We start from the raw sequence: 23,701 nt of genomic DNA, 5'->3' as shown, positions 1-23,701 counted from the left end.
CAGAAATACCTGCATCAGCATTCAATATAATTTACTATATCACAAAAACAATGCACATGAAAACAAAAATGAAATTGATGGCAGCTTTTAAAATATGGATTGTGATCTATCCTTCTGTCACCCTGATTCTTTACCTGTTGGGTAAACCACTATCAGCGTTGCCACTGTACCAGCAAACTTTTTCACTCACTGTTTTATTGGTGCCCTGGATGGTATTTGCCGGTATTCCGTTTGTTGATGCGGCGATAAAAATAATGGCAAACAAAATCAATAAACCTAAACAATACATTAAAAATGACAACGCAGAAAAATTTTGATGTGATCATTATTGGGGGAAGTTATGCCGGGCTTGCTGCAGCCATGACTTTGGGCAGGGCATTGCGGCAGGTCTTAATTATTGATAGTGGTGCGCCCTGTAACGCGTCCACGCCTCATTCGCATAACTTTCTTACGCAGGATGGCAACAGCCCGGCAGCCATTGCAGCTCTTGCAAAACAACAAGTGGAGAAATATAATACCGTGCAATTTTATAAAGCTATAGCAACAAGGGCTATAAAAAATGAAAAGGGTTTTGAAATTCACCTGGCATCAGGAGAAGTGTTTTATGCCGGCAAGTTAATTTTTGCAACAGGTATCAGGGATATATTGCCCGGCATTGAAGGCTTTGCTGCATGTTGGGGTATATCGGTGCTGCATTGTCCGTATTGCCATGGCTACGAAGTACGGGATCAAAAAACCGGTATCATCGGCAATAGAGAATATGGGTATGAATTGGCTGTATTGATTTCAAACTGGACAAACGATTTAACCCTATACACAAACGGGGCATCAGCAATTTCAATGGAACAAAAAAGTAAACTTGAAAAGCATCATATTGCTATAGTAGAAAAAGAAATTGACAGATTGGAGCATACCAATGGCTATGTGCAACACATCATTTTTAAAGATGGTACAAAAACTTCCGTTAAGGCAATATATGCACCACAGCCTTTTAAGCAACATAGCCTGGTTGCGGAATTGCCGGGCTGCCAATTAACTGACGAAGGCTATATTAAAACTGATGCCTTGCAGGAAACCACCGTAAAAGGAGTTTTTGCCTGCGGTGATAATGCAACACGTATGCGAACGCTTGCCAATGCAGTAGCAATGGGTACAACGGCAGGTATAGCGGTAAATAAAAAAATAATTTTTGAAGAATTTTAAAACCAGGGATCAGGTCCATAACGGATTGCATACTTCAGGTGCGGAAAATTTCTGCAATATTTTTCTTCCATCGTTTGATAAGTAAGATAAAAATTGGGTAACTTTGCCCGGGTTGCAAAACAACCCTTTATTTATTGCCCGATAGTATAATGGTAGTACTGCAGATTCTGATTCTGCCTGTCTTGGTTCGAATCCAGGTCGGGTAACCAAACTGGACATTTTTTTACTTATTGACTAAAAGCCTCGCCGGTACTGGTTTACAGACGGTTCGAGGCTTTTTTCATGTCAGCCCAAATCCATATTAAAGTAGATAAAGAATTTCAGCCTCAAATTCATTACCGGCAACAAATACAGCCCTAAAATGAGATTTTAAAATTGTTTTGATTCGAACAATAGCAAACCGGATTTGAACCGCTTATTTTATTGGCCCTCACTATTGCATACAGCATCAGATAAGGCAATTTTAATTAACGGGCACATTAAATCAAAAAATTTTACTCTTGTTCAATCTTTATGATGGTTCAAGCACACTTACCACTCTTTATAAATATCTACGTTACTATGCAACATATATGATATCGTCTTGTCCCTATAATTGTATTCGTTAAGTGTAGTTTTGCCGCACTGCGAATTATAAGTATAGCATTTTTAATATAGCCATTCAACAACTGAATTAAAAAAATGAAAAACATTTTACTGCTTTTTATGTGCATAGCCATTTGCACAACAGCCTTTTCGCAGGCAACACTTAAGGGAAAATTGATAGACAGTACAGCAAAAACACCGCTGGGTTTAGCTACCGTAACTGTTTTTAAGGCAGCTGATACTGCCATTATTACTTACAGGTTAAGTAACCCTGAAGGTGAATTTAAAATTCCGGGTTTACCGTTTGATGTGAATTGCAGAGTGGTAGTTTCGTATAGTGGTTACAGTGGGTACAGGAAAGAGTTTATGCTTAGACACGATCAGCCTGTTTTAGATCTTGGCAATGTTTACCTGTCTCCCGTTTCCGCAGCAATGGAGGAAGTGGTGGTATACGCAGAGCGGCCACCGGTTAAAATTAAAAAGGATACGGTTGAATTTAATGCAGCTGCTTTTAAAACATTGCCCAATGCATTGGTAGAAGATCTTTTAAAAAAATTACCTGGCGTACAGGTAGATAAAGATGGAAATATCATGGTTAACGGCAAACCTGTAAACAGGATATTGGTTGATGGCAAAACATTTTTTGGCGATGACCCAAAGATGGCTACCCGTAATTTACCATCCCAGGTAATCGATAAAGTACAGGTAACGGATGATAAAGAAGAAATGTTGCGTAATGGAGATGATAATGCAAACAATGTAGGCAAAGTGATCAATCTTACATTAAAAAAGGGCATAAAGAAAAGCATGTTCGGTAAAGCCTATGCCGGTGGCGGTGGCGGGCCGCAGGGTGGCCGGTATGAAATGGGAGCCATAGCAAATATTTTCAGGGATACCCTGCAGGTAAGTGTAATGGGCTATTCCAATAATCTTAACCGCCCCGGCTTTAGTGTAACTGATATGCGGCAAACAATGGGTATCAGCCGTTCGATAGAAACGATGGGAGGCAACTCTAACAATAATAATAATACCAGCAATTACGGTTCCTCGTTCAGCATCAATGATATCAATTTTGGTGGAGAGTCACGGAACGGCGGCATCACAAAAAGCGATGGCGTAGGTATTAACATCAACCATTCGCCCAGCAATAAACGATCTGTCTACGGCCAGTATTTTTATGGACGTGTTCATACAGATGTGCAAACGGAGAACAGAACTGATATCTATAAAGAAGATACCGTAATAAGTAATTTTTCAAAACAACAATACACCGAGATCGGTAATTCGCATGTGTTTGGAGCCGGTGCCAATTTAAAGCCCGACTCTACTGTAAACCTCATCATTGGCTTAAACTATGTACTATCCGGAACCACATCTGAAAAAAATGATGACAGAAGTGGCGTCAATAATTTTCTTGGGAATTTAAATAACGGTTTTGTAAATAATACCGGTGACCTGAAAACCGGCATGTATAGTCATAATATACTATTTACCCAACTTTCCAGGAGTAAAAAAGGGCGGCGATTGAATATTACACATTACATGGGATGGAGCAAAAGAGACAGGGACGACTATACAAATGCTACCATTGCCTATCTGCAGCCCGTTAGCAAAGACACCGCTTACAATCAATTTCGTAATGAGTTGGTACCAACCTGGACGGCTAACGTTGCCGGTAATTACAGCGAACCGCTGATCAAAAACTTTTTCTTCAGGTTAGGTGCACGCTACGATTATGAAAAACTGGATGACAAGGTTGGCACTTTTGCCAATAAATCCAATGACCCTATCAAAGGTTTGAGCAGCAGGTTTACCAGGGAAAGCAATAAGTACAGCGTTTCCGGAGGAGTTGAATACCGGTACAAAGGTTTTACTTTCCGGCCAGGCATACGTTACCAGTCTCAAAAATTCGAGAATAATATATACTCATTAAATCAGTCCATCATACAGGAGCAGCGTAATATGCTGCCACAGTTTGATTTTGTATATAAAAAATTATCGCTTTCGTATAACCGTGATGTAGTGTTACCCTATTACACCAACCTGGTACCGGTATTGAACAATAGCAATCCTTATATGACAAGGTTGGGTAATCCTGATCTTCAGCCGGCGTTACAAGACAGGGTACGTATAACTTTGAACACGTATAGCCCTAAAAGCACTTTGGGTGTATGGTCGTGGTTTGAAGCCTCGCAATCGAAAAATGTGATAGTAGATAGTATTACTTTAGACCAGGGTGGTATACAAACCGTATACCCCGTAAATGCAAATGGATATAAACGTGTGGCAACTAATTTTGGTTTGTACCAGAATAAAAGGAATGCCAGGAATTTTATGATCCCATGGAACTTTGGTACCTGGACTGAATATGTTCAAAATTATTTTTACTATAATGGCGTTAGAAGCCTGCAAAACAGGTTGAATTGTAATTTCTGGAGTGGTATTGGATTTAACTGGGATGATAAGCTGGAGCTTAACCAGGAGTACTCCTTTGGTTACCGGTTTGTAAGGAACAGCAATGCTGGTTTTGAAGACATCAAAACATTTAGCCAAACGATCGGTACAGAGGTGATAGTCCGTTATATAAAACATGTAATATTCGATACCAGATTGCGTTTGATCACGAACGATATGTTTGAAGAACCGGCATTGAAAAAGATATACCTATGGAATGCTGCAGTAAATTTTACTTTCTTTAAAGATGAAAGAGCAGTATTGAGGATAAGTGCAAATGATATATTGAACCAGGGGAAAAATGTGTACATGTCTCCCAATCAAAATACAGCCTTCTTTTCTAAAGGAGATGTGCTGGCGCAGTATTTTTTGAGCACCTTCACCTATAACCTGAGGCCTGCAGGCGCAAAGAAAACAGCTGCAGGCGGAAAGTGGTCGTTGTTTTAAATTGTGGTGCAAAAAATAATTGGCCCGGGAGGCCAGGCAAAATTTTCTATGCATTCTTGCGTAGCCTAACTGAAGCGCTACAGGTAACAAAGAAACGGTATGAGATTTTTATCCGGTAAATAGTATCGCAAGCCTCTTCAAATCAGCCATAAAACGATTCGGAATCTGTTTAACTTAGCTAACTTCTCCGGACAAACTGAAACGCTCTTCGGTTTGTCCTTTTTTATTTTTGTCGGGGACTTTACGGATATTATGTACCAGCCCGACGCAGCCTTGTTTCAGCTCACGCAAAAATAAAAACGGGCTGGCCAGATCCTGTACTTAAAAATATAGCAGTTCAAAGCAGGTAAAGGCACTCTAAATTTAAATGAGGCCCATCTTTGTTGCCTTGCCAATAAGGGTAGCCGTATTCTTTACTTCAAATTTTTCTAAAATACTTTTACGATGTGTATTTACGGTGGCAATGCTGATAAAAAGCTGCTCCGATATTTCGCTATTGGTAAATCCTTCGGCAATTAATTGCAATACTTCTTTCTCACGCCGGGTGATCAGTGGTTGCTGTGTTTGAGATGCTTTCAATGCATGGGTTGCTTCTTTGCTGAAATAAGTATTGCCTTTCAGTACCATGCCTATGGCTTCCAGCAATTCATTTTTTGTAGCGTTCTTCAATACATACCCCGATGCACCATTATCCATCATATTGCGGATGATGGCCTGTTGATTAAATGTGCTGAGCCCTAATACTAAAACTGCAGGGTATAATTGTTTTACCTCTTTGCACAATGCTGTTCCGCTTTTGTCTGGCAGGTTTACATCCATCAGTATGATATCCGGTTGCTGTTGTTTAAGGAAGCTTAAGCAGGAAGCGGCATTGGTAGCATGCCCCAGCCATTCGATATCTCTTTCATTGTATAGTAAGGAGCGGATACCTTCTATTACCATAAAATGATCGTCTACTATAAATATGCCTGCTTTCATTAAATTATAATTTCAATCATTACAGATGTGCCTTTACCCGCAGAAGATTGTATGTCAACTTTTCCCTTTAAAAAATCTACGCGGTTTTTAATACTCTGCCAGCCTAATCCTCCCGGTTGGTTTAATATGCTGGTATCAAAACCTTGTCCATCATCTTCAATAGTAATAGCCAGTAGTTTTTCCTGTGCAGATTGATGTAGTTGCACCAGTATATTTTCTGCCCGGGCATGTTTAATAGTATTGTTTACCAGTTCCTGTACCATGCGGTAAATAGTTACAGCCGTGGTTTGCTCAATTACCGCTTTTTGCATACCAACAGACTGGTAATTTACATGAATAACACCACTGTGGTCTATTTCGCTGCAAAATTCTTTCAAGGCAGTATCCAGTCCGTATTTTATCAATATCTCCGGCATCATGTTATGTGCAACGCGGCGCATTTCTTTAATAGAACTGTCGAGCATATCAATACTCCGTTCAAAAGCCTGCGCATTGCCGGGTGTCATTACCAGGTTTTCTTTCACGCTGGTTAAAGAATATTTTATACCGCTCAGCATACCCCCTAATCCATCGTGTAAATCTTTTGCCAACCGGGTGCGTTCCTGCTCTTCGCCTTTTAGTACTGCTTCGGTGGCGGTGAGTTTCTTTTCTGATTCCAGTTCATCAATTTTTGATTGTTGTAATTTTTGACGGTTACGGTAATTGCGGTAACCCAAAAGGAAAATAAGCAGCAGCGCAAAGATTCCTGTAGCTAAAAAATAATTTAGAATGGACCTTTGTTTTAGTTGCGACTGTTGCAGTTTTATCTGCGTTTCTTTTTTTTCTGTTTCGTATTGAACTCCTAAATCCTCAATATAAAAATTCAATTCTTTCAGGTTAGCCACACTTTGTAGGGAATCATATCTATAAGCATAGTTTTCGGCTTCCTTCACTTTGTTTTGCATAAAATACAACTTTGCATAAGTGTTGTAAGCGTTTCCTAATGCACTCTCTGCTTTTACTTTTATCGCCAAACCAATACTGCTGTCTAATAACATTTTAGCAGGGGTATAATTTCCTTTTAAAATATGCGCAAGCGCTTTGGCAACGTACATTTCAGCAATAATAGTTGTGTCAGCAGTTTGGTTTTCAAATTCGTTCAGTATAGCTAATGTTTTTTCTACGCCTTGCAAGTCGCCATTTAAAAAATACCTATAAGATAAATTGATAGATGCATAAATGATACCTTCCGTATAATTTTCTTTTTTTGCAAAATCCAATTGTTTCATGCCAAAATAAATAGCGCTGTCCATTTTATGTTGGCCTGAATAACCAGACCCAATATTATTTAAACCTGCCCACAGTTCCTCTTTCTGATCAAATTGTAATGCTAATTCAATGGCTTTTTTTGAATAAAAAATTGTTTTATCATTTTGCTTTAGGTTAAGATAAGTGTTGGAAACGGTAGCATAGCGTGCTGCAAAATTGATGCTGTCTTTGAGTTTTTCAGATAATGCAAGACATTTTAATGAATAATCAACAGCCTGCTTATAATTCCCAAAATGATTATATACAGCGGTAAGGTTATTATAAGCTTTTGCCATCAACACATCGTCGTGATTCTTTTCGGCAATAGCCAAATTTTTTAAAGCATACTCCTTCGACTTATTGTAATTGCTGTTGTTGTAATAATATTGGATATATGCAGTATTAATACGGGGAATAAATGCAGTAAGATTTTTTTTCTCTGCCAATTGTTGCGCTTTTTCTAAATACAAAAGTCCGCTGTCCATGTGCCCATCATTATTGTAAGCAGCATTGATTTTAAGTAAAAGGTTTACCATATTGCTGTCTTCCTTTGCTGTCTTCAGCACTTGCAACAGGCTGTCTTTATTTACTGCACTTTGCGCTGTTGCACTGATGCTTACAATTAAAAACCCAATAGTGTATAACAGTAGTTGCTTCATATAAGCTTCATGAATAGTTTTTTTCGATTACAAAATAAGTAATAAACCTGTTTTTTTGTATCATTCTTTTTAATGATTTTTTGAATGCTGCTGAAAAATCATCTTTTTTAATGATTGTGTTGCCTGCACTACTCAATTATTTTTACAGCATAAAAGTTAAAAAATGAAAAGATACTTTTTTTTAGCCTTTCTTGTTATAAACGTAATAGAAGCTAAAACACAAATTAAGATTTCAACTATTACTCCTAAACAGGCGTTGCCGGCATCAGGAGCAGCAAAGCAACCCATATCTAAAATAAATCTCAATCCGGCGAAAGATTTAACGGTATTAATTGACAGTGTTGTAGACAACTCAACAAACACCAACACTGATGTGAAAGTTTATTTTTCAGTTGCTAATACAGGGATAGCAGATATAGATATAAAAGGTATTACTATTCAATCCTATTTAGATGGGGCTCCCCTGGGAGGTTTTGTACTAATAGCATCTTTGTTTAATAATTCTTCATCTGTAATTCATTCCGGAGAAAAATGGAATGACAGGGTTTATTCAACTGTATTTCCGTATAAAGTAACCCGGATGAATATATCAAATCCATTACAACCTTTAATTGTAAACCGTACTTACAATTATTCTATTAAAGCAGATGCAAATAATTTGATTGCAGAAACAAATGAAGGCAATAACACCGCCAGTGTATCTATTGCTGGTCGTTTTGTTCCTAAGACCAAAGATTTAGCGATAGCTGGTTTAAAAGTTGAGTATAATGCTGTTAATAAAGAATACGGTGTCAGCTGTGCCATTGGCAATATAGGAACTACCAATATTGATTTGAATGCACTTAAATATTGGGATTGTGTTAATGGGGGCGGATACGTTGGTTATGCAGTCCCAATAATATTAGGAAATGTAACCCAGGCAAGTTGCGGGGCATCAGTATGCGGCTTTTCTGTACGTCTTAATATAAATTTTCCAAGTAACATTATCAGCCCGGGACAGGTTTTTACTGCCTCAGGAGTGGCTTACGGTTATCACGGTGCTTGTGGCGGCCCATTAGTATTTACTTATGTTCTTGATCCTGATAATAAAACGGGAGATCAGGATCTGAGCAATAACAGCGTCATACTCTCAATACTCCAACCGTAGTACCATTACTCAAAGGTTTTATAAACACATCTATTATATGAAAAAAATATTTTCCGTTGTATTCGTGGCACTCATTTCCATTTCCGCATTTGCCCAAAAACAAACTTTTGATGTATTAAATTATACTATACCTAAAGGTTGGGATAAAACAGAAATGCCAACAGGCATACAACTGTCTACAAAAAACGATGGTAAAGGAAACTATGCAACTATTATTGTTTTAAGTTCGGCAGCAACCACGGCATCGGCAGAAGAAAACTTTAATAACAGTTGGGAGAAATTAGTAAAAGGTACTGTATCTGTTTCCGGAGAACCAACCATGCAGGAGCCGGCTATTGAAAAAGGATGGAGCATTTTGTCGGGACAAGCCAGCTATACTGATGGCGCCAATAAAGGATTAGTAACACTGATAACCGCTACAGGCAACGGCAAAATGGCGAACGTGCTAATTATGACCAACACCGAAAAATATCAAAACCAAATACTGGATTTTATAAAAAGCGTAGACTTGAACGAAACGGCAACTGCACTTAACAACAAAACAAACTCAGTTTCTCCAACAAATGCTGCAACCGGTTCAGGAAACAAAAACATTTATTCCATCACGGTTCCGCCTACATGGAGTTTAAATGCAGGGGGAAATAGTTTGACGCTGGAAAAAAATACACCTACAGGAAAAAGAATTGTTGAGTTTATGAATATGGTAAAATCATCGGGCAGTTTAGAAAAAGATATGGAACATATTTTCTTTGAGGTCTTTGATGGCTGGAGCCTGTATAACAGCACCAACGACCTTTTGTTTGAAAAGGGGGATCATGAAAAAGGGGTTACCAGCCAGGGTTTGCCTTATTATATGTTAAGCAATAGCATTACTAAAAGTGCAGGAGGCAATGGTGATGTTATAAAAGGTACCGTGCTGCTGATACAGGCAGGAGCAAATGTAGCGGTGATTAATTCGGCCGATAAGATATTGGGCAGTGAATCTGAAATGGCGTTGAATTTTCTTTTATTCACTTTAAAAATAAATGGTGTTGCCGGAAAAAATGTGGACTATAAAAAACAGCTAATAGGTACATGGGCTTCAGGCAGCGGGTCATACGGAAATAGTTTAATTGCTGCTACCAGTTACACAGCAGAAGGAAAATATTATGTGTTAACACAATCATCTTACACTGTCGGTTATGATTATTATAATGATTTAATTAAGAGTAAACAATTTAAAAGCGAAGGTGTATTTGCCTTTAAAGGAAATGTGCTGGAAAGAAAAACCGTTTCCGGCTCAACTACAAAATACTTCACCAGATTTTATTCCAAAAAATATGGCAATAATGAGTGGAGTAATGTTATGGGTTTGTATCAATATGATTATGATAAGAACAAAATAGAAACCCTCATTCCTTTTCATAAGATTTGATTACAATGCCAATTTGAATAAAGGAAACAACCAGTTGCTCTACCGGTTAAATAAAATCTTTGTACCACAATTAATATTACATCATGTATGCAGGATCTGATAAAATGATCTTTTTTAATGATTGATTTGCCTTGTGACTCAAAGTATTTTTACCACATAAAAAATAAAGATGAAACCTGCATTAATCTTAACCCTATTTATTGCTTTTGTTATAACCGCATGTGCGCAAAAACAAACTTTCGATGTTGTTTCATTTGTCTTGCCTGAAGGTTGGCAGCAGCAGCAAAATGAAGGAGGTCTGCAACTTTCTGTAAGTGATAAAAAAACAGGCACCTATGCTATTGCAGTTATTACCAAAGCAACGGCATCCACAGCATCTGCCAATGAAAATTTTAATACTGATTGGATTAAACTGGTGAAAAGTTCGGTACAGGTAAATGGCGAACCCACTATGCAGGCACCTGTAAATGAAAATGGATGGAATGTTATTTCTGGTAGTGCAGATTATACTGATGGGGCTAATAAAGGTACGGCTACTTTATTAACTACTACCGGTGGCAAACAAACGGTAAGTGTGGTATTGATGACCAATACAAAACAATATCAAAAGGAGTTGCTGGCATTTTTAAATTCATTGCAGTTGTCAAAAGCTTCGCAAAGTACAACAGCAGGCAATACAATCAATTCGCCACTTGCAGGAAAAATATGGGAAGGCAGTTCATCAGAAAAATTCACGGGTGCAGGAACAATGACGGGCCATTATACCGGAGGTTTTTCCACTACGCAATATAAATTCAATGCAGATGGTACTTATCGTTTTGTAAAAGTTCGTGCCTCTCATTACAATGATACTAAAACACTGGAATACGAAACAGGAACCTATTCAATAAACAGCAACCAACTTGCTATCACTCCAACTAAAGGGCAAAATGAAGAATGGAGTAAAGTTGGAAAAACATCAAACGGCAACAGCGATGTAACCAATCGTGCCATTAATGAAACCTGGGGCAAAAAAAATAAAACCAGTGGAAGAAAGTCAGAACAATACACTTACAGTTTCACCATTGGTAAAAACGGGGATAAGAATGCACTCATCCTGCAACGTAGCGGCCGCACCGAAAAGGAAGGCGAAGGTAAAATTTCTTATTACAATGAAACAGCGCCTGGCAAATCGGCAATATTACCATCCGGAATAAAATAATTATTAAGATGAAAACAATAACCAACTTCTTTTTGTGTGTATTCTTATCTGCTTTAGCTTTTTCTCAAAAGCCATCTAAAGAACAAATGGAAGCTGATAAAAAGCGGTTGGCTGAAGCTATGAAGAAGCTGAATGAGAAAACATCAGGCATGGACCCAAAAGCCAAAAAGAATTATGACAGTTTACTCAATCAATATGGCATAGGGCAAAAGATGGATAATGCTGTACAGCAGGTAAATAACAATAAAGCAACTACATCGAAAAATACCTTTGGACTTGCTAAAAGCCAAAGCACAGCAATGCCGGAAAAGCAATTGACTTTATTGAGTGCACTTCCTAAAATCAATAATGCCCTTCAATACGAAACATACCTGAACCGGTTGAAGACATCAGTGGCTGCTAAAGTTTCGCAGGCCTGTAAGAATAATGTTGACCTGCTTATGAATAAATATAAGAATGATGCAACGCAGCTTAATAACGTGCCCACTTTATTTTTTATGGAAGAAAATATTGAGGCGTCGGTATATGCGGCAATATGTGTGGCCATCATCAATAAAGATGTTGCCTTATCGCAGGAAAATGTAACGGCCATTCTTCACCAGTCCGGATATCCGCAATATGCTTTACCGCTGTTGGAATACCTGAATACCAAATTTAAGTCGGATATATTGTTGAGCAATATGGGGCAGTCCTATTTATCATTAGGTGAAAAGGATAAAGCGAAAGCCTGTTTTATGCGTGCCCTGGCAACTAATACACAAAATGTTTCGGCTAATTGTGGCATGGGGTTTATTGAGGCCAACAGCTCCGATCCTGCTGCTGCCGCTCCCTATATTGAGAAAGCAATGAAGAACGGATATTCTGAAACTTTGGAAAAACTGGCGGCACAAAAAAATATCCAACTGAATTATACTTCTATGAGAGTGAAAGTGCCGGATATCTTTTCCCCTGAAAAATATAAGGTGCGCCCCTGTGCTTTCAATTTTGAAGAAGTAGAGGAATCCATTGAAAAAAGATTACAGATACATCGTTCAGAAGAGGACTGGGTAAGAAAGTTACAAAAGGCCAACACCGACTTTGATGCACAGACAGCCAAAATGAATAATAATGAAAAATTGTCGATGATGGCCGGATATGCCAGTAATGCTTTTATGGCAAAAAAAGCAAGATTTATGAGTGCCCATGCTGATCTGTATTTCAATGATCTTGCCATGCGTATCGTACCGGCGTATAACAGTCTTCGCATACAGATCGATAAAATGCAGAATGAATTAAAAGCAAAAACAAAACAAATCCGTATCGATCTGCCGGATGCGTTTGAAGCTTGCCAGGCTATGAAGAAGGAGTTGAATGACTATTTAAAGAAATCAACAGAGCTCGTTGATGAATTTGTAAGCAGGTATATATTTGATTGCTACGATTACACCAATCAACAATTATACTGGAATAAGTTTTTGGTCAATCAAACCATGTACAACCAAAAATTTTATCAATATGCACATAGCTTACTGAAAACAGTAGACGATTATGGAAACCTGCAGGCATTGGATGTGGCACATACTATTGTGTATGATTGCGAAAAACAGGTGGCTGCAAAAAAGCCTGAATTGAATGGTAGTGAAAATCCTGCTAATTGCCCTTTCTCTTATAAGATAGCTTTAGGCGCAGGCGCATTCAGAGCAAGCTGCAGTGGCTGGAGTATTGAAGGCGGCGAACTGGTTACCGGCAGTCTCTCTAAAAATTATAAAACAGGCGAATTTACTATTGCCATGGGAATGGGTGGAAATATAGAGGCCCCGTTTTTAGGGGGCAGCATCGGTGCACAAATGTTTATTACTGTTGGCAGTGATTTTATTCCCAGCGATCTGGGGATACGTGGCTCAGGCGGTATTGAAGCATCGGCCGGGCCGGTGGTTATTGGAGAAGAAAGTGCTACTGCAACAATGAGTATCGCCAGCGGATTGAATATAGATGCCGTTCATGCAGGCCAGGACATAAAAATATTATCGCTCTCTCCTAAAGAATAATCATTTTTTTTTGACAGCACAGAATTGCAACAATACAACTAGTAGTTATTTTAAATGATCATAATGAAAAAAATATTTTTTATCAGCCTTACGCTTTATGCATTTGTTGCACAGGCACAAACTACTTTTAAAGCATGGGAGAAACTAATCACTAAGGATTGCACTGATGAATCGGTGCAAAATGAACCGAGCCGGTTTTGGGATAACCATATTGGCGGGGCAATGGGCGGAGGCACACAGGGTTTTACTTCAACCGAAATGGCCAAAGCTAAAAAAATGATGACGGCATTTGAAAACGTATGCAAATCCAAACTGCAATTTACCGGCGGGCTTGCAAAAGCCAGTTTTGCAATGAATTCAAAGTCATTTTACAACCAATCGATCACGAATACATACATGTACAACCTGGGCTTTCATCAGTTTGTTTGTAATATACAAACACATAAACTGGCCATCGTTGATGAATACCAGGGCGTGCTTAGAATAACGGCGAATCCATCGTTTCAAACGTCATTTCATTCTTTTGAGGGTAAAGCTGCTGCCTATAAAATTCCTCAAAACAGCCAGAATATCAACGCACCCTTTATTGCTGTATTTAATTACTGTGCTTTTATAGATAACAGGCTGGTGAATGCAATCAATAACGGCAATGGTTTTATAGATCTGACCACTGAAGAAGTAGGTGATCAACTAACCCAAAGCCAGGGACTGGTGCTTGAAAATAAATCTGGTAAAGGGTATGGCTGGAATGGCAGCAATGGCTTTGTGGCAATGGGTACCGTTAGTTTTATATTTCGCCATGCCTTTATTATGCACACCGATATTCCTTTTTTTATTCCTGTAAGCAGGAAAAAATTTCTTACCGATCTGCTTGAATTTTATGACCGGGAAAAACCTGAGTTGGTGGCGAATATGCAGGACAGGATAAAGAACCTGGCTAAAACAATAATAGAATCAGAGAAAAATAACAGCAGCTATTTGCAGGGGCAAAAAGACAAACAGGCTATACAGGAACAAGCTGTCAAAGATATATTGACCATCAGTGAGCAGAAAAAACAAACCGTGACCAAATTGCTGCAATCGAAAGATGAAAAATGGCTGAACCAGCAGGCAATTGTTCAGGGAGATAATAAGGCTTTTATTGTGCCTTACAACCGCAACATCAGTGCAAAAGAAATATACGGTAATTTTTACTTCACAGAATTTTATACCGGCAGCGAAGGTTTAAAATTGTACCAGGTCAACCCGGAATACCTGAAAAAATATCCGCCAGGCGGCGCCAAACCTGCTCTTATAGATGTGATGTACCGTTTCAGAACAGGGGACAAATTTTTAACGGGAGTAAATGAATCCTTTATTAACCAGCTCGACCTGGATGGGTTTAGAAAATTGCTGCAATAAATAGGTGAAGTGAATAACAGGTTTGATCAATAAAACAGTAAGCAATGGCGACAAAAATCTCTCAGATAAAATTATTGATTACCCAGTTTTGTTTAACTGCATTGCTGCAATTGGCCCATGCGCAGGATTGCAAAACCAATGCAGACTTAGATGCAATTCCCGGTAAATACTTAACTGCGGCTGAATATCCCTGGCCTGCAGTAAGAGCGGAATATTTTAATAACATGACTACGCCTGGCGATAAAGCCATGGCCAGACAAACGCTGGCACAAATAGAAACTATTGAACAAAAAAGTCATACAGGTTTTAATCTCACCGGCGGTAATTGGGAAAACGTTTATTCTACTGAAGGCTATAACTATTTTGGCAATACCAGGTTGGGTAAATATACTTTTCAATCTGCCCTGCATGAATTTTTTTGTGTAAAAGGAAAATCAGTAAGAAATAGTGAGTACAGTTCTGTTTTACGGGTATACGTGAACGCAATACCACTTAACACACTGGACCGCTTTTTACGAAACTCTTTTGGCAGCAGTATGGGTGAATATGATCTCGGCTTTCAGTATAAAGATTGGAAAAATCATAAGCCTGTTGATGTACAGGCACAATTGATACCGCTATTTACTTATATGGGTTGCAACAGCCAGGCACTTGTAGATGCGATAAATACCGGCAACAATTATTTCCAGGATGTACCCGAAAAAGATGCCAGGCCAAACAACCGCAGCAATTATATTTATCGCTATTGGTTTATAAAGAAAAATAACCTGCCAGTGCTGCTGCCGGTAAGCCGCAAAGAATACCTGGAAAGCCTGCTGGAATATTACGAAAGAGAAAAATTATATTTTTCAAAGCTGATCCCGGAATTGATAAGTGAGCATAACAGCGGCATAAAGCTGTACAGCAATTGGGAAGCTGATGTTACAGATAAAATTGCTGTTGTTAAAAAGGCATTAAGCGAACACAACGGAGAATGGCTGGCTGCTCCTGCAGTGATAAACCGTATTGAAGATGCCTCACAAACTTATAAAGCCAACCTGGCTGAAAGAACGAACTATAACAGGTTTTGGGGGTTTTACAGTGGTGAAAGCAAAAGCGAATCGCTTTATAAATATAACCCTGGGTATTTTAAAACAGCAACGGCGCAAGCTACGGCCCGCCCCTGTGTTGTAACGATTGCTTTTCGTTATGTGTCCATGCCTTCATCAATAAGGATGGTAAACAACTTTACTAAAAATTTTGAACTGGATGCGGTGAAGAAAATGCTGGAATAAAAGCAATGGCATAGTACCATTATAATTTTAGTTTTTACTGAGTGATATACTTTTTTTGGGGTGGCAGGACTTAAATAGTTTGATACCGGCAGTTAAGTTTTCAATTTCCCTATCTTCCCTGTAATTATTACTTTTACAAGGCTAACAAAAAGGTATGATTAATTTCCAGGAAAAAGTATTAAGCTATCCGCAATATTGCAGGCAGTTAACCTGCAGCGAATCGCTGATCACTATCTTTAACTGCCCGGCAGAAGCAAGGTTGATGAAAAATAAATTTGCCGACCTGTGGAGCCATGAGAATTATATTTTTTATGTACTGGAAGGTAAAAAAGTATGGCACACGGCACAGGGGGCCTACGAAATTGGGGCCGGAGACTGCGTGCTGGTTAGAAAAGGAGCGTGGATACTGGAACAGTTTTTTGATATCGGTTTTTGCCTGGTATTGTTTTTTATACCTGATGAATTTATTTGCGATACACTTAAAAACAAATCCATACCACTTGTAAAGACAGATAAAACATATAGCCCTGTCCTCAGGTTGAATGCAAGTGAAACGCTCCGGTCTTTTTTCACTTCTATGTATGCCTATTTTTCCAGTACCACAGCTCCTGACAGCTCACTGTTAGAACTCAAATTCAGGGAGCTTATCCTGAATATTGCAGGTGATCCGGCTAATGTAGAAGCGCTGTCTTATTTCTGTTCCCTGGTCAATGAACCGCAATCCTTATCACTGGAAAGAGTGATGAATGACAATTATTGTTTTAACCTGAAACTGGAACAATATGCCCTGTTGAGCAACCGCAGCCTTTCTGCATTCAAAAGAGATTTTCAAAAAATATTTGCTACCACGCCCGGTAAATGGCTCATGGAAAAAAGATTGCTCCATGCAAAATTTCTGTTGGGTAAAAGGGATAAACAGGTAAGTGAAGCAGCTTTTGAAAGTGGCTTTGAAAATCTCTCACATTTCAGCCGTGCATTCAAAATGCGCTTCAATATGACCCCACTGGCATTTAAACAGTTGCCGGTCAGCTGAACTTTTCAGCAAAAAGAATGAACGCTGCAGCAATACAATGGCATGGTTAAAGAAATAATTTTGGGCTGTACTTGATCATGTTCGTGTTGAATAAGATCGAATTGTAAACCTTTAAATTTTATCAAATGAATCCAAACAAAGCATTGTGGGAAAAGGGTGATTTTACCCGTATTGCCGAAACCATGAGAGAAAGCGGTACCCTGCTGGTATCTAAACTGGCAATTGCAAAAGGTATGGATGTACTTGACCTGGGCTGTGGCGACGGTACCACTGCAATACCCGAAGCAAAGCTGGGTGCCAATGTTTTAGGTGTTGACATTGCCCAAAACCTGGTAGAAGCAGGGAATGCCCGATCAAAAAAAGAAGGCCTGGCTAATTGTACTTTTAAAGAAGGCGACGCCACCGATCTTAACGAATTGAAAGACGGAAGCTTCGACCTCGTGGTCAGCATATTCGGCGCAATGTTTGCCCCCAAACCATTTGATGTGGCAAAAGAAATGGTTCGTGTAACGCGGAAGGGTGGACGCGTTGTGATGGGCAACTGGATACCCGGTGACCCGACATTAGTGGCACAAATATTAAAGATCAGTTCTGCCTATACACCGCCGCCGCCGGAAGGTTTTATCAGCCCGATGCTATGGGGTGTTGAGGAGCATGTAGCAGAACGTTTTGCCAATGCCGGAATACCAAAAGAAAATATTTCATTTACAAGGGATACTTTTACCTTCAATGCATCGTATCCGCCGCAGGCATTCCTGCATAATTTTAAAAATTACTACGGCCCTACCATGAATGCTTTTGAAGCGGCTGAAAAAAATGGTAAGGCACAGCAACTGGAGCAGGAACTACAAACTTTATTTAACAACTGCAACCAGAGTTCAGATGCCAACAGTACCGTAATTCCGGCTACTTTTTTAAGGGTAATGGTGAACTGCTGACAGCAGGATTTAATGAGCGCCGGTAAAGGGTTGTGTAATTCACGAACTTTATTTTCTGAATAAAAAAATATTGGCCGGAATTTGCCAGATACCGGTCTTATATAAACCTTGTTGGGGCAGTTGAAATGGACGAAAAGAAAGAGTGGCAGGCCGTTATTTTTTGTGTAGCTATAAGATTTTCATCATCTGCCTTGAATTAATTGCTGCTGGTACTTTACCGCTAATAGTTTTAGAGCCCCAGTCTGAAGAATTGATTCAGGCAGGGGCTTTTGTTTTAAAGAGAACGGTTTTTTCAGTACCCGTAATTACTGTATTTATCCGCTATTTTACGTCATTCATCCACTTCAGATTGCAAAACCTGTTTTACAGCCTGATATTTACATCATAAAAGCAACGCAGTTTATTTTTACAGCGATAGCCATCTTCCTAATAGTGTTTGTTTTTTATATTTAGCAGGCCATTATGAAGGGCCTGCCGCCAATAAAAAATGAAGCGGTGGATATAATGACTACAGAAAAATTATCAATGCCCCTTGTTAACCTGCCGTATTAAAATAATAAATTTATAATTTGCATTAGCCTATATGCCTGCCACTAAAAACATAAAAAAAATTATTTCAAGTGTGCATTTCTGGCTACCGTTATCCGGCTTTACTGCTTTCTGGCTGCTGCTTATACAATTAAGGTTTATCAATACAGGAAGTTTCTTTACCGGGTGGGAATTAAAACCTTTGATCAGGGAAGGCAGTTTGATTCTTTTGCAAATGATAGTTGTAATGTATTTTGTTTATTACGCCATACGTTTTTTTGATAAAAAATTTCCAGCTGTCGGTTTTTCCTTACGTCGATACATTTATGAGTTAATGGTAGTAGTGCTTGTGGGCTTTGTGATCAATAAATGTTTTCATTATCTTTTTATAAAAACAGTGGTTGTTCCGGAAGATGATGTAGCTTCTTTAGACAGGAAGTTGCGTAATATTTTACTGGTAACACAAAGTCTTATTGTGGTAATGTATGGTTTACTTACTGCTTTCAGGATATTTAATAACCTCAGGCAAAAACAAACTGAAGTATTACAATGGCAAAGGGAATATGCTATAACGCAATTTGAGGCATTAAAGAACCAGCTGAATCCGCATTTTCTTTTTAACAGTCTTAGTGCATTAACATCCCTTGTGTACACAGATGCAGGTAAGGCGGAGTTATTTATAGAGAAATTATCAAAAACATACCGCTACCTGCTCGATCAGAGAGAAAAAGAAGCCGTTCCGATTGCCGAAGAATTTGATTTTTTAAACAACTATAATTTTTTAATTGAACAACGATATGGAAGTAAAGTAAGCATTTTGCAACAAGGTGAAGTATTAAATGAACCCTTATACATGTTGCCGCATAGCTTTTTGATCATACTTGAATATATCATTGGCAGTAATACCATGTCTGTAAATCAGCCGCTGAAAATTGTAATTGAAATTCAGCGAAAAACTCTTCTGGTGCACTTTAATCAACAGCCTAAGGGGATTATTAATAAACACCTGGAGCAGCAATTCAGCAGCCTGCAGCAACGGTACCAGGAAATGAATACAAAAATCTCTATCGTAAAAGATGATCTGTCTCAACAACAAACCATTACGGTGCAATTAATTCAGCAGCATGATTAATAAACCTTCAATACAAGCCAGGAAACTGCCGGTACTAAAATTTACCGTGGTACTTATGATTGTTATCAGCATACTGTTTCCTTCTTTGTTTGCCTATATCAATCATGACATAAAACCCTGGACCCTTGCCACTGATATTTTGGTAACAAGTGGAGTGATGGCCTTCCTGGCATTTTTTATTTATGGCACTATCTGGTTGTGGGGTAAAATACAATTGCCGGGATTAACATATTGGGTGAGGCAGCTGGCTGAATTAATTATAATATTCGCAGGTAGTTTTTATTTTTTGTACGCTGTTTATATGGTCACCAGGGATAATTATAAAAGCCCTTCCGAACTTTTTCGACAAATGCAATTCAGGCTGAATATCAGTGTTAACCTGCTGGGAGCATTATTTATTTATATACTGGAAAAATCATTTGCACTTTATGAGTTGATGCTCATAAAATCTGCGCAGGCAGAAAAACTGCAGGAAGAATATTCACAAGTAAGGCTGCTGGCATTAAAAAGCCAGGTAAACCCCCATTTTCTTTTCAATAGTTTAAGCGTTTTATCGTCATTGGTACACAGCGACGCTGAAACCTCCGAAAAATTTATTATTCAGTTATCAAAGGCCTATCGATATATACTGGAGCAAAAAGATGCGGCATTGATCAGTCTTAAGGAAGAACTCAGTTTTTTGGAGGCTTATTTTTTTTTGTTGCAAATAAGATTTGGGAAAAAGATTGAACTTAAAAAAAACATATCCGTTGAACCTGAAATATTCCAATTACCACCATTAACATTACAGCTGCTGGTGGAAAATGCTGTAAAGCATAATAAAATGTCGGTGGCAGAACCATTGATAATAGAAATATCTGCCCATGATAAGGCAATTGAAGTGAAAAATAATTTTAATCCAAGAGAGGCAGAAGAAAGATCAACAGGTATTGGATTAGATAATATTACCAAAAGGGTAGCCTACGTAACCAACGATCCGGTTCAGGTAATTCAAAATGATAATTGGTTCAATGTAATTATCCCATTGAATAAACCGGCTTGAATTTTTTTATGATGCATAATGTGTGATTATTAATACGCTAAAACTAAACCAATGAAAGTTGTAATTATTGAAGATGAATTTTTAACTGCACAGCGTTTGGACAGCATGATAAATAAATATGATGCTGCAATTGAGGTGCAGGCCATATTACCATCAGTAAGTGATGCTGTTACCTGGTTTAAAAACAATCCTGATCCCGACTTGATTTTTATGGATATCCATCTTGAAGATGGCCAGAGTTTCAGCATATTTGAAACCATTAACCTGGAAGTGCCGGTGATATTTACCACTGCCTATGACGAGTACATGATCAAAGCCTTTAAAGTGAATAGTGTGGATTATTTAATGAAACCAATTAATTATGAAGAACTGGTAAAAGCTATTGATAAGTATAAGAAATTTCATGAGCACCCTGCGGAGGAACAGGATAATATGAGTGCTTTGATACAGGCTATTCAGTCTAAAGAAACATTGTATAAAGAGAGATTTCTTATTTCAGTGGGCTCAAGATTAAAAACCGTGGAGCTTGCTGAGGTGCAATACTTTTATAGCGCCGAAAAAATAACTTTTTTGGTTACCAAAGATAATCAGCGGTACCCGGTGGATTATAGTTTGGATAAACTGGTATTGATGCTAAACCCCAAAGATTTTTTCCGTATCAACAGGCAGATGATAGTGAAACTGCAGGCAATAAGCAACATTCATGTTTACCCCAAGGGCAAATTGAAGGTTGATCTGATACCAGCAGGCAAAGAGGAAGTATTTATTAGCCTGGATAAAGTAGCAGAGTTTAAAGAATGGTTAGGCAAATGATGCATTGTATTCACCTTAAAAAATAAGTCTGTCCTGATAATGTAATATATAACAGGCTTAATTAGTTTTTATCTACTCTAATTATTAATAAAATGAAAGCAACTCAATTCAGAATAGCAAGGCCAACTGACAGGTTAAAAGAAGTAGTGCGGTTTTATCATGATGCTCTGGAATTACCCATTATCGGCTCATTTGAAAATCATGCCGGATATGACGGTGTGATGTTTGGCTTGCCGGGTGTTCAATATCACCTGGAATTTACACAATATAAAAACCCAAGCCCTTGCCCTGCACCAACAAAAGATAATTTACTGGTATTGTATTTTGAAACCACATTACTTTATAATGAGGCGATTGTAAAACTGATATCATTAGGATACGCTCCTGTAGCGCCGGAGAATCCGTACTGGTTAAATAAGAGTGAAACATTTGAAGACCCGGATGGATGGCGGATTGTTTTATTCAATGGAATTTATAAACAATAAAAATATAAAGTTATGTTTCTTGGACATTTTGCAGTTGCATTGGCAGCTAAAAAAGCCGACAACAAACCTTCATTGGGCATTAGTTTTATGGCTGCACAATGGCTGGACCTGTTATGGCCGGTGCTGCTTTTAACCGGAACAGAAAAAGTAGCCATCAATACGGATTCATCTGCTACCATACCATTGAGCTTTACACACTACCCGGTATCTCACAGTCTGCTTGCTGTGCTGGGATGGGCCGTTTTATTTGCAACCGTATATTTTTTGGTTAAAAAAAATTGGAAAAGTGCCCTGCTTACCGGTACCCTGGTATTAAGCCATTGGGTGCTCGATTGGCTGGTGCATATTCCTGATCTTCCTGTTACTCCATTTGCCGAAACTAAAACAGGTCTCGGCCTGTGGAATTATAAATACCTGGAATTAGCAATAGAATTGATGCTTTTTGCAGCAGGCGTTTATCTGTATATAAATTCAACTACAGCAATAAATAAAAAAGGCAAAACAATTTTCTGGTCACTTATTATTTTTCTTGTTGCCATTCATATAATGAATGTATTTGGCCCGCCACCAACAGCTGTGCAGCCGATAGCGATTGTAGGATTATCACAGTGGTTGCTGGTGTTATGGGCCTGGTGGGCAGATAGGAACAGGGTTTGATTTTTTATTGGAAATAAAGAGCTTTAATGAATAGTACCTGGTTGCCACTTAAGGCAACCTTTTTTATTTCATCTGCCAAAAACCGGCATCCGTCGTTATTCATTTTCTGAAAATCGTTTTCTGTTGTCATTTTGTGGTATAAAAATTATGATATGAAAAAGCTAACCATTGCCAAGATCATTACCGGTTTTATTATCCTCTTTGGCATTTACCATGCTGCAGAATATATGATGTTATTTAAAAACAGTGCAGCCGGGTTGCTGGCCTTACAAGGCGTTTTCTTTATTGCAGCATGGATAATTGCCCGCTGGCAAACGGGTGAAGGCCTTAGTGCATGGGGGCTTGCAATAAATAAAAAAGCTATGCGCCAACTAGCGTATGGTTTAATAGCCGGCTTTTTTATTTATAGCCTGTATTTTTTTACCTGTATAAAATTGCAGGTGGAACATATCGTAAATATGCCATCCTTTGGAGTATTTATAATGCAGTTCTGTTACCTGGGTTTTGGTACTGCATTAACTTCCTTATCGGAGGATATTTTTACGAGGGCATACCTGTACAGGTTTCTGCATAATACAATAAGCCGGGTTTTACTCATCATTATTTCGGCTCTTGTGTATGTGTTAAACCATATCTACAGGTTGCAGGATGGTTGGCATGTATGGGCCTATCTCTTTATCATTGGTGTTTTTTTAATGCTGGCCTTTGTAAATACAAAAAGCATCTGGCTTACTTTTGGGCTTCACTGGTCGGGTAATATGGTTTATCATAGCACCAGTAATATCATCACAACCGAAAACAGTGTTCATCATGCAATCGGTTTATACGTGTACATTTTATTTCTGTTGCTTTTGATACCGGTTACCGCAATTATCAGCAGAAAAAAAACAGCCGTGCTAACAAATTTACACCAGCAACTATCCTGAGTGGCTTGCCGGAATCAGTCATTCAGCAACAAGAAAAGCCACTGCTTTTTTCATTCAATAAAAATTAAAA

Annotated in this window: 19 protein-coding genes and 1 tRNA gene; 18 read left to right on the top strand and 2 right to left on the bottom strand. The window is 38.5% G+C overall.

Annotated features, from left to right (window positions below):
* Window positions 1-56 precede the first annotated feature (56 nt).
* From ACYVM0_RS17770 to ACYVM0_RS17755, 4 genes are all read left to right on the top strand, one after another.
* A complete protein-coding gene (locus tag ACYVM0_RS17770) occupies window positions 57-317 on the top strand; it encodes a hypothetical protein (RefSeq protein WP_460559160.1) in 261 nt (86 codons plus the stop codon).
* Complete coding sequence (locus ACYVM0_RS17765) at window positions 295-1,203, top strand: NAD(P)/FAD-dependent oxidoreductase (protein ID WP_460559158.1); 909 nt, start codon at window positions 295-297, stop codon at window positions 1,201-1,203. Before ACYVM0_RS17770 ends, ACYVM0_RS17765 begins: the two co-directional genes overlap by 23 nt.
* Before the next feature lie 135 nt (window positions 1,204-1,338).
* Window positions 1,339-1,412: transfer RNA gene (locus ACYVM0_RS17760), tRNA-Gln, on the top strand.
* A gap of 472 nt (window positions 1,413-1,884) precedes the next feature.
* Window positions 1,885-4,689, top strand: coding sequence for an outer membrane beta-barrel protein (locus tag ACYVM0_RS17755; RefSeq protein ID WP_460559157.1), 2,805 nt, complete (start codon window positions 1,885-1,887; stop codon window positions 4,687-4,689).
* A gap of 363 nt (window positions 4,690-5,052) precedes the next feature.
* Here the strand turns inward: ACYVM0_RS17755 and ACYVM0_RS17750 are convergent, their stop codons facing one another.
* Window positions 5,053-5,667 carry a response regulator transcription factor gene (locus tag ACYVM0_RS17750; protein ID WP_460559155.1) on the bottom strand — a complete coding sequence of 205 codons (615 nt, stop codon included), beginning with the start codon at window positions 5,665-5,667 and terminating at the stop codon, window positions 5,053-5,055.
* Complete coding sequence (locus tag ACYVM0_RS17745; protein WP_460559153.1) at window positions 5,667-7,613, bottom strand: tetratricopeptide repeat-containing sensor histidine kinase; 1,947 nt, start codon at window positions 7,611-7,613, stop codon at window positions 5,667-5,669. The genes ACYVM0_RS17750 and ACYVM0_RS17745 overlap by 1 nt, the downstream gene beginning before the upstream one ends.
* 163 nt (window positions 7,614-7,776) lie before the next feature.
* Between ACYVM0_RS17745 and ACYVM0_RS17740 the strand changes: the two genes are divergently transcribed.
* From ACYVM0_RS17740 to ACYVM0_RS17675, 14 genes are all read left to right on the top strand, one after another.
* Window positions 7,777-8,760, top strand: coding sequence for a CARDB domain-containing protein (locus tag ACYVM0_RS17740; RefSeq protein WP_460559151.1), 984 nt, complete (start codon window positions 7,777-7,779; stop codon window positions 8,758-8,760).
* A 37-nt stretch (window positions 8,761-8,797) separates the two neighbouring features.
* On the top strand, window positions 8,798-10,174 hold the full coding sequence (locus tag ACYVM0_RS17735; RefSeq protein WP_460559149.1) for a hypothetical protein: 1,377 nt from the start codon (window positions 8,798-8,800) through the stop codon (window positions 10,172-10,174).
* Window positions 10,175-10,343: 169 nt separating this feature from the next.
* Complete coding sequence (locus ACYVM0_RS17730) at window positions 10,344-11,375, top strand: hypothetical protein (RefSeq protein WP_460559147.1); 1,032 nt, start codon at window positions 10,344-10,346, stop codon at window positions 11,373-11,375.
* Window positions 11,376-11,383: 8 nt separating this feature from the next.
* Entirely contained in the window at window positions 11,384-13,402 is a 2,019-nt protein-coding gene (locus tag ACYVM0_RS17725; protein WP_460559145.1) for a hypothetical protein, read from the top strand.
* Window positions 13,403-13,465: 63 nt separating this feature from the next.
* Window positions 13,466-14,803: a hypothetical protein gene (locus tag ACYVM0_RS17720; protein ID WP_460559143.1), complete on the top strand. Its 1,338-nt coding sequence runs from the start codon at window positions 13,466-13,468 to the stop codon at window positions 14,801-14,803.
* A gap of 44 nt (window positions 14,804-14,847) precedes the next feature.
* Window positions 14,848-16,077: a hypothetical protein gene (locus ACYVM0_RS17715; protein WP_460559141.1), complete on the top strand. Its 1,230-nt coding sequence runs from the start codon at window positions 14,848-14,850 to the stop codon at window positions 16,075-16,077.
* Window positions 16,078-16,231: 154 nt separating this feature from the next.
* Window positions 16,232-17,110 (top strand): helix-turn-helix domain-containing protein, encoded by an 879-nt coding sequence (locus ACYVM0_RS17710; RefSeq protein ID WP_460559139.1) that lies wholly within the window; start codon window positions 16,232-16,234, stop codon window positions 17,108-17,110.
* 125 nt (window positions 17,111-17,235) lie between these two features.
* On the top strand, window positions 17,236-18,048 hold the full coding sequence (locus ACYVM0_RS17705; protein WP_460559137.1) for a class I SAM-dependent methyltransferase: 813 nt from the start codon (window positions 17,236-17,238) through the stop codon (window positions 18,046-18,048).
* 583 nt (window positions 18,049-18,631) lie between these two features.
* A complete protein-coding gene (locus ACYVM0_RS17700; protein ID WP_460559135.1) occupies window positions 18,632-19,708 on the top strand; it encodes a LytS family sensor histidine kinase in 1,077 nt (358 codons plus the stop codon).
* On the top strand, window positions 19,701-20,750 hold the full coding sequence (locus ACYVM0_RS17695) for a sensor histidine kinase (RefSeq protein ID WP_460559133.1): 1,050 nt from the start codon (window positions 19,701-19,703) through the stop codon (window positions 20,748-20,750). Before ACYVM0_RS17700 ends, ACYVM0_RS17695 begins: the two co-directional genes overlap by 8 nt.
* Before the next feature lie 51 nt (window positions 20,751-20,801).
* Window positions 20,802-21,563 carry a LytR/AlgR family response regulator transcription factor gene (locus ACYVM0_RS17690; RefSeq protein WP_460559131.1) on the top strand — a complete coding sequence of 254 codons (762 nt, stop codon included), beginning with the start codon at window positions 20,802-20,804 and terminating at the stop codon, window positions 21,561-21,563.
* A 92-nt stretch (window positions 21,564-21,655) separates the two neighbouring features.
* Window positions 21,656-22,048, top strand: coding sequence for a VOC family protein (locus tag ACYVM0_RS17685; RefSeq protein WP_460559129.1), 393 nt, complete (start codon window positions 21,656-21,658; stop codon window positions 22,046-22,048).
* Between the two features lie 12 nt (window positions 22,049-22,060).
* The gene (locus ACYVM0_RS17680) at window positions 22,061-22,705 is read left to right on the top strand and encodes a metal-dependent hydrolase (RefSeq protein WP_460559127.1); all 645 of its coding nucleotides are present in this window, start codon (window positions 22,061-22,063) and stop codon (window positions 22,703-22,705) included.
* Between the two features lie 152 nt (window positions 22,706-22,857).
* Complete coding sequence (locus ACYVM0_RS17675) at window positions 22,858-23,631, top strand: CPBP family intramembrane glutamic endopeptidase (protein WP_460559125.1); 774 nt, start codon at window positions 22,858-22,860, stop codon at window positions 23,629-23,631.
* The last annotated feature ends 70 nt before the right edge of the window (window positions 23,632-23,701 follow it).

This window comes from Ferruginibacter profundus (assembly GCF_054783275.1).
This window is presented reverse-complemented; position numbering and strand designations above follow the sequence as displayed.

Excerpts from the sequence above, each read along its gene's own strand:
- ACYVM0_RS17695 (WP_460559133.1), top strand. The coding sequence starts at position 19,701 with ATGATTAATAAACCTTCAATACAAGCCAGGAAACTGCCGGTACTAAAA.
- ACYVM0_RS17730 (WP_460559147.1), top strand. The coding sequence starts at position 10,344 with ATGAAACCTGCATTAATCTTAACCCTATTTATTGCTTTTGTTATAACC.
- ACYVM0_RS17755 (WP_460559157.1), top strand. The coding sequence starts at position 1,885 with ATGAAAAACATTTTACTGCTTTTTATGTGCATAGCCATTTGCACAACA.
- ACYVM0_RS17725 (WP_460559145.1), top strand. The coding sequence starts at position 11,384 with ATGAAAACAATAACCAACTTCTTTTTGTGTGTATTCTTATCTGCTTTA.
- ACYVM0_RS17745 (WP_460559153.1), bottom strand. The coding sequence starts at position 7,613 with ATGAAGCAACTACTGTTATACACTATTGGGTTTTTAATTGTAAGCATC.
- ACYVM0_RS17690 (WP_460559131.1), top strand. The coding sequence starts at position 20,802 with ATGAAAGTTGTAATTATTGAAGATGAATTTTTAACTGCACAGCGTTTG.
- ACYVM0_RS17715 (WP_460559141.1), top strand. The coding sequence starts at position 14,848 with ATGGCGACAAAAATCTCTCAGATAAAATTATTGATTACCCAGTTTTGT.
- ACYVM0_RS17680 (WP_460559127.1), top strand. The coding sequence starts at position 22,061 with ATGTTTCTTGGACATTTTGCAGTTGCATTGGCAGCTAAAAAAGCCGAC.
- ACYVM0_RS17700 (WP_460559135.1), top strand. The coding sequence starts at position 18,632 with ATGCCTGCCACTAAAAACATAAAAAAAATTATTTCAAGTGTGCATTTC.
- ACYVM0_RS17735 (WP_460559149.1), top strand. The coding sequence starts at position 8,798 with ATGAAAAAAATATTTTCCGTTGTATTCGTGGCACTCATTTCCATTTCC.
- ACYVM0_RS17705 (WP_460559137.1), top strand. The coding sequence starts at position 17,236 with ATGAATCCAAACAAAGCATTGTGGGAAAAGGGTGATTTTACCCGTATT.
- ACYVM0_RS17765 (WP_460559158.1), top strand. The coding sequence starts at position 295 with ATGACAACGCAGAAAAATTTTGATGTGATCATTATTGGGGGAAGTTAT.
- ACYVM0_RS17770 (WP_460559160.1), top strand. The coding sequence starts at position 57 with ATGAAAACAAAAATGAAATTGATGGCAGCTTTTAAAATATGGATTGTG.
- ACYVM0_RS17720 (WP_460559143.1), top strand. The coding sequence starts at position 13,466 with ATGAAAAAAATATTTTTTATCAGCCTTACGCTTTATGCATTTGTTGCA.
- ACYVM0_RS17685 (WP_460559129.1), top strand. The coding sequence starts at position 21,656 with ATGAAAGCAACTCAATTCAGAATAGCAAGGCCAACTGACAGGTTAAAA.
- ACYVM0_RS17750 (WP_460559155.1), bottom strand. The coding sequence starts at position 5,667 with ATGAAAGCAGGCATATTTATAGTAGACGATCATTTTATGGTAATAGAA.
- ACYVM0_RS17675 (WP_460559125.1), top strand. The coding sequence starts at position 22,858 with ATGAAAAAGCTAACCATTGCCAAGATCATTACCGGTTTTATTATCCTC.
- ACYVM0_RS17710 (WP_460559139.1), top strand. The coding sequence starts at position 16,232 with ATGATTAATTTCCAGGAAAAAGTATTAAGCTATCCGCAATATTGCAGG.
- ACYVM0_RS17740 (WP_460559151.1), top strand. The coding sequence starts at position 7,777 with ATGAAAAGATACTTTTTTTTAGCCTTTCTTGTTATAAACGTAATAGAA.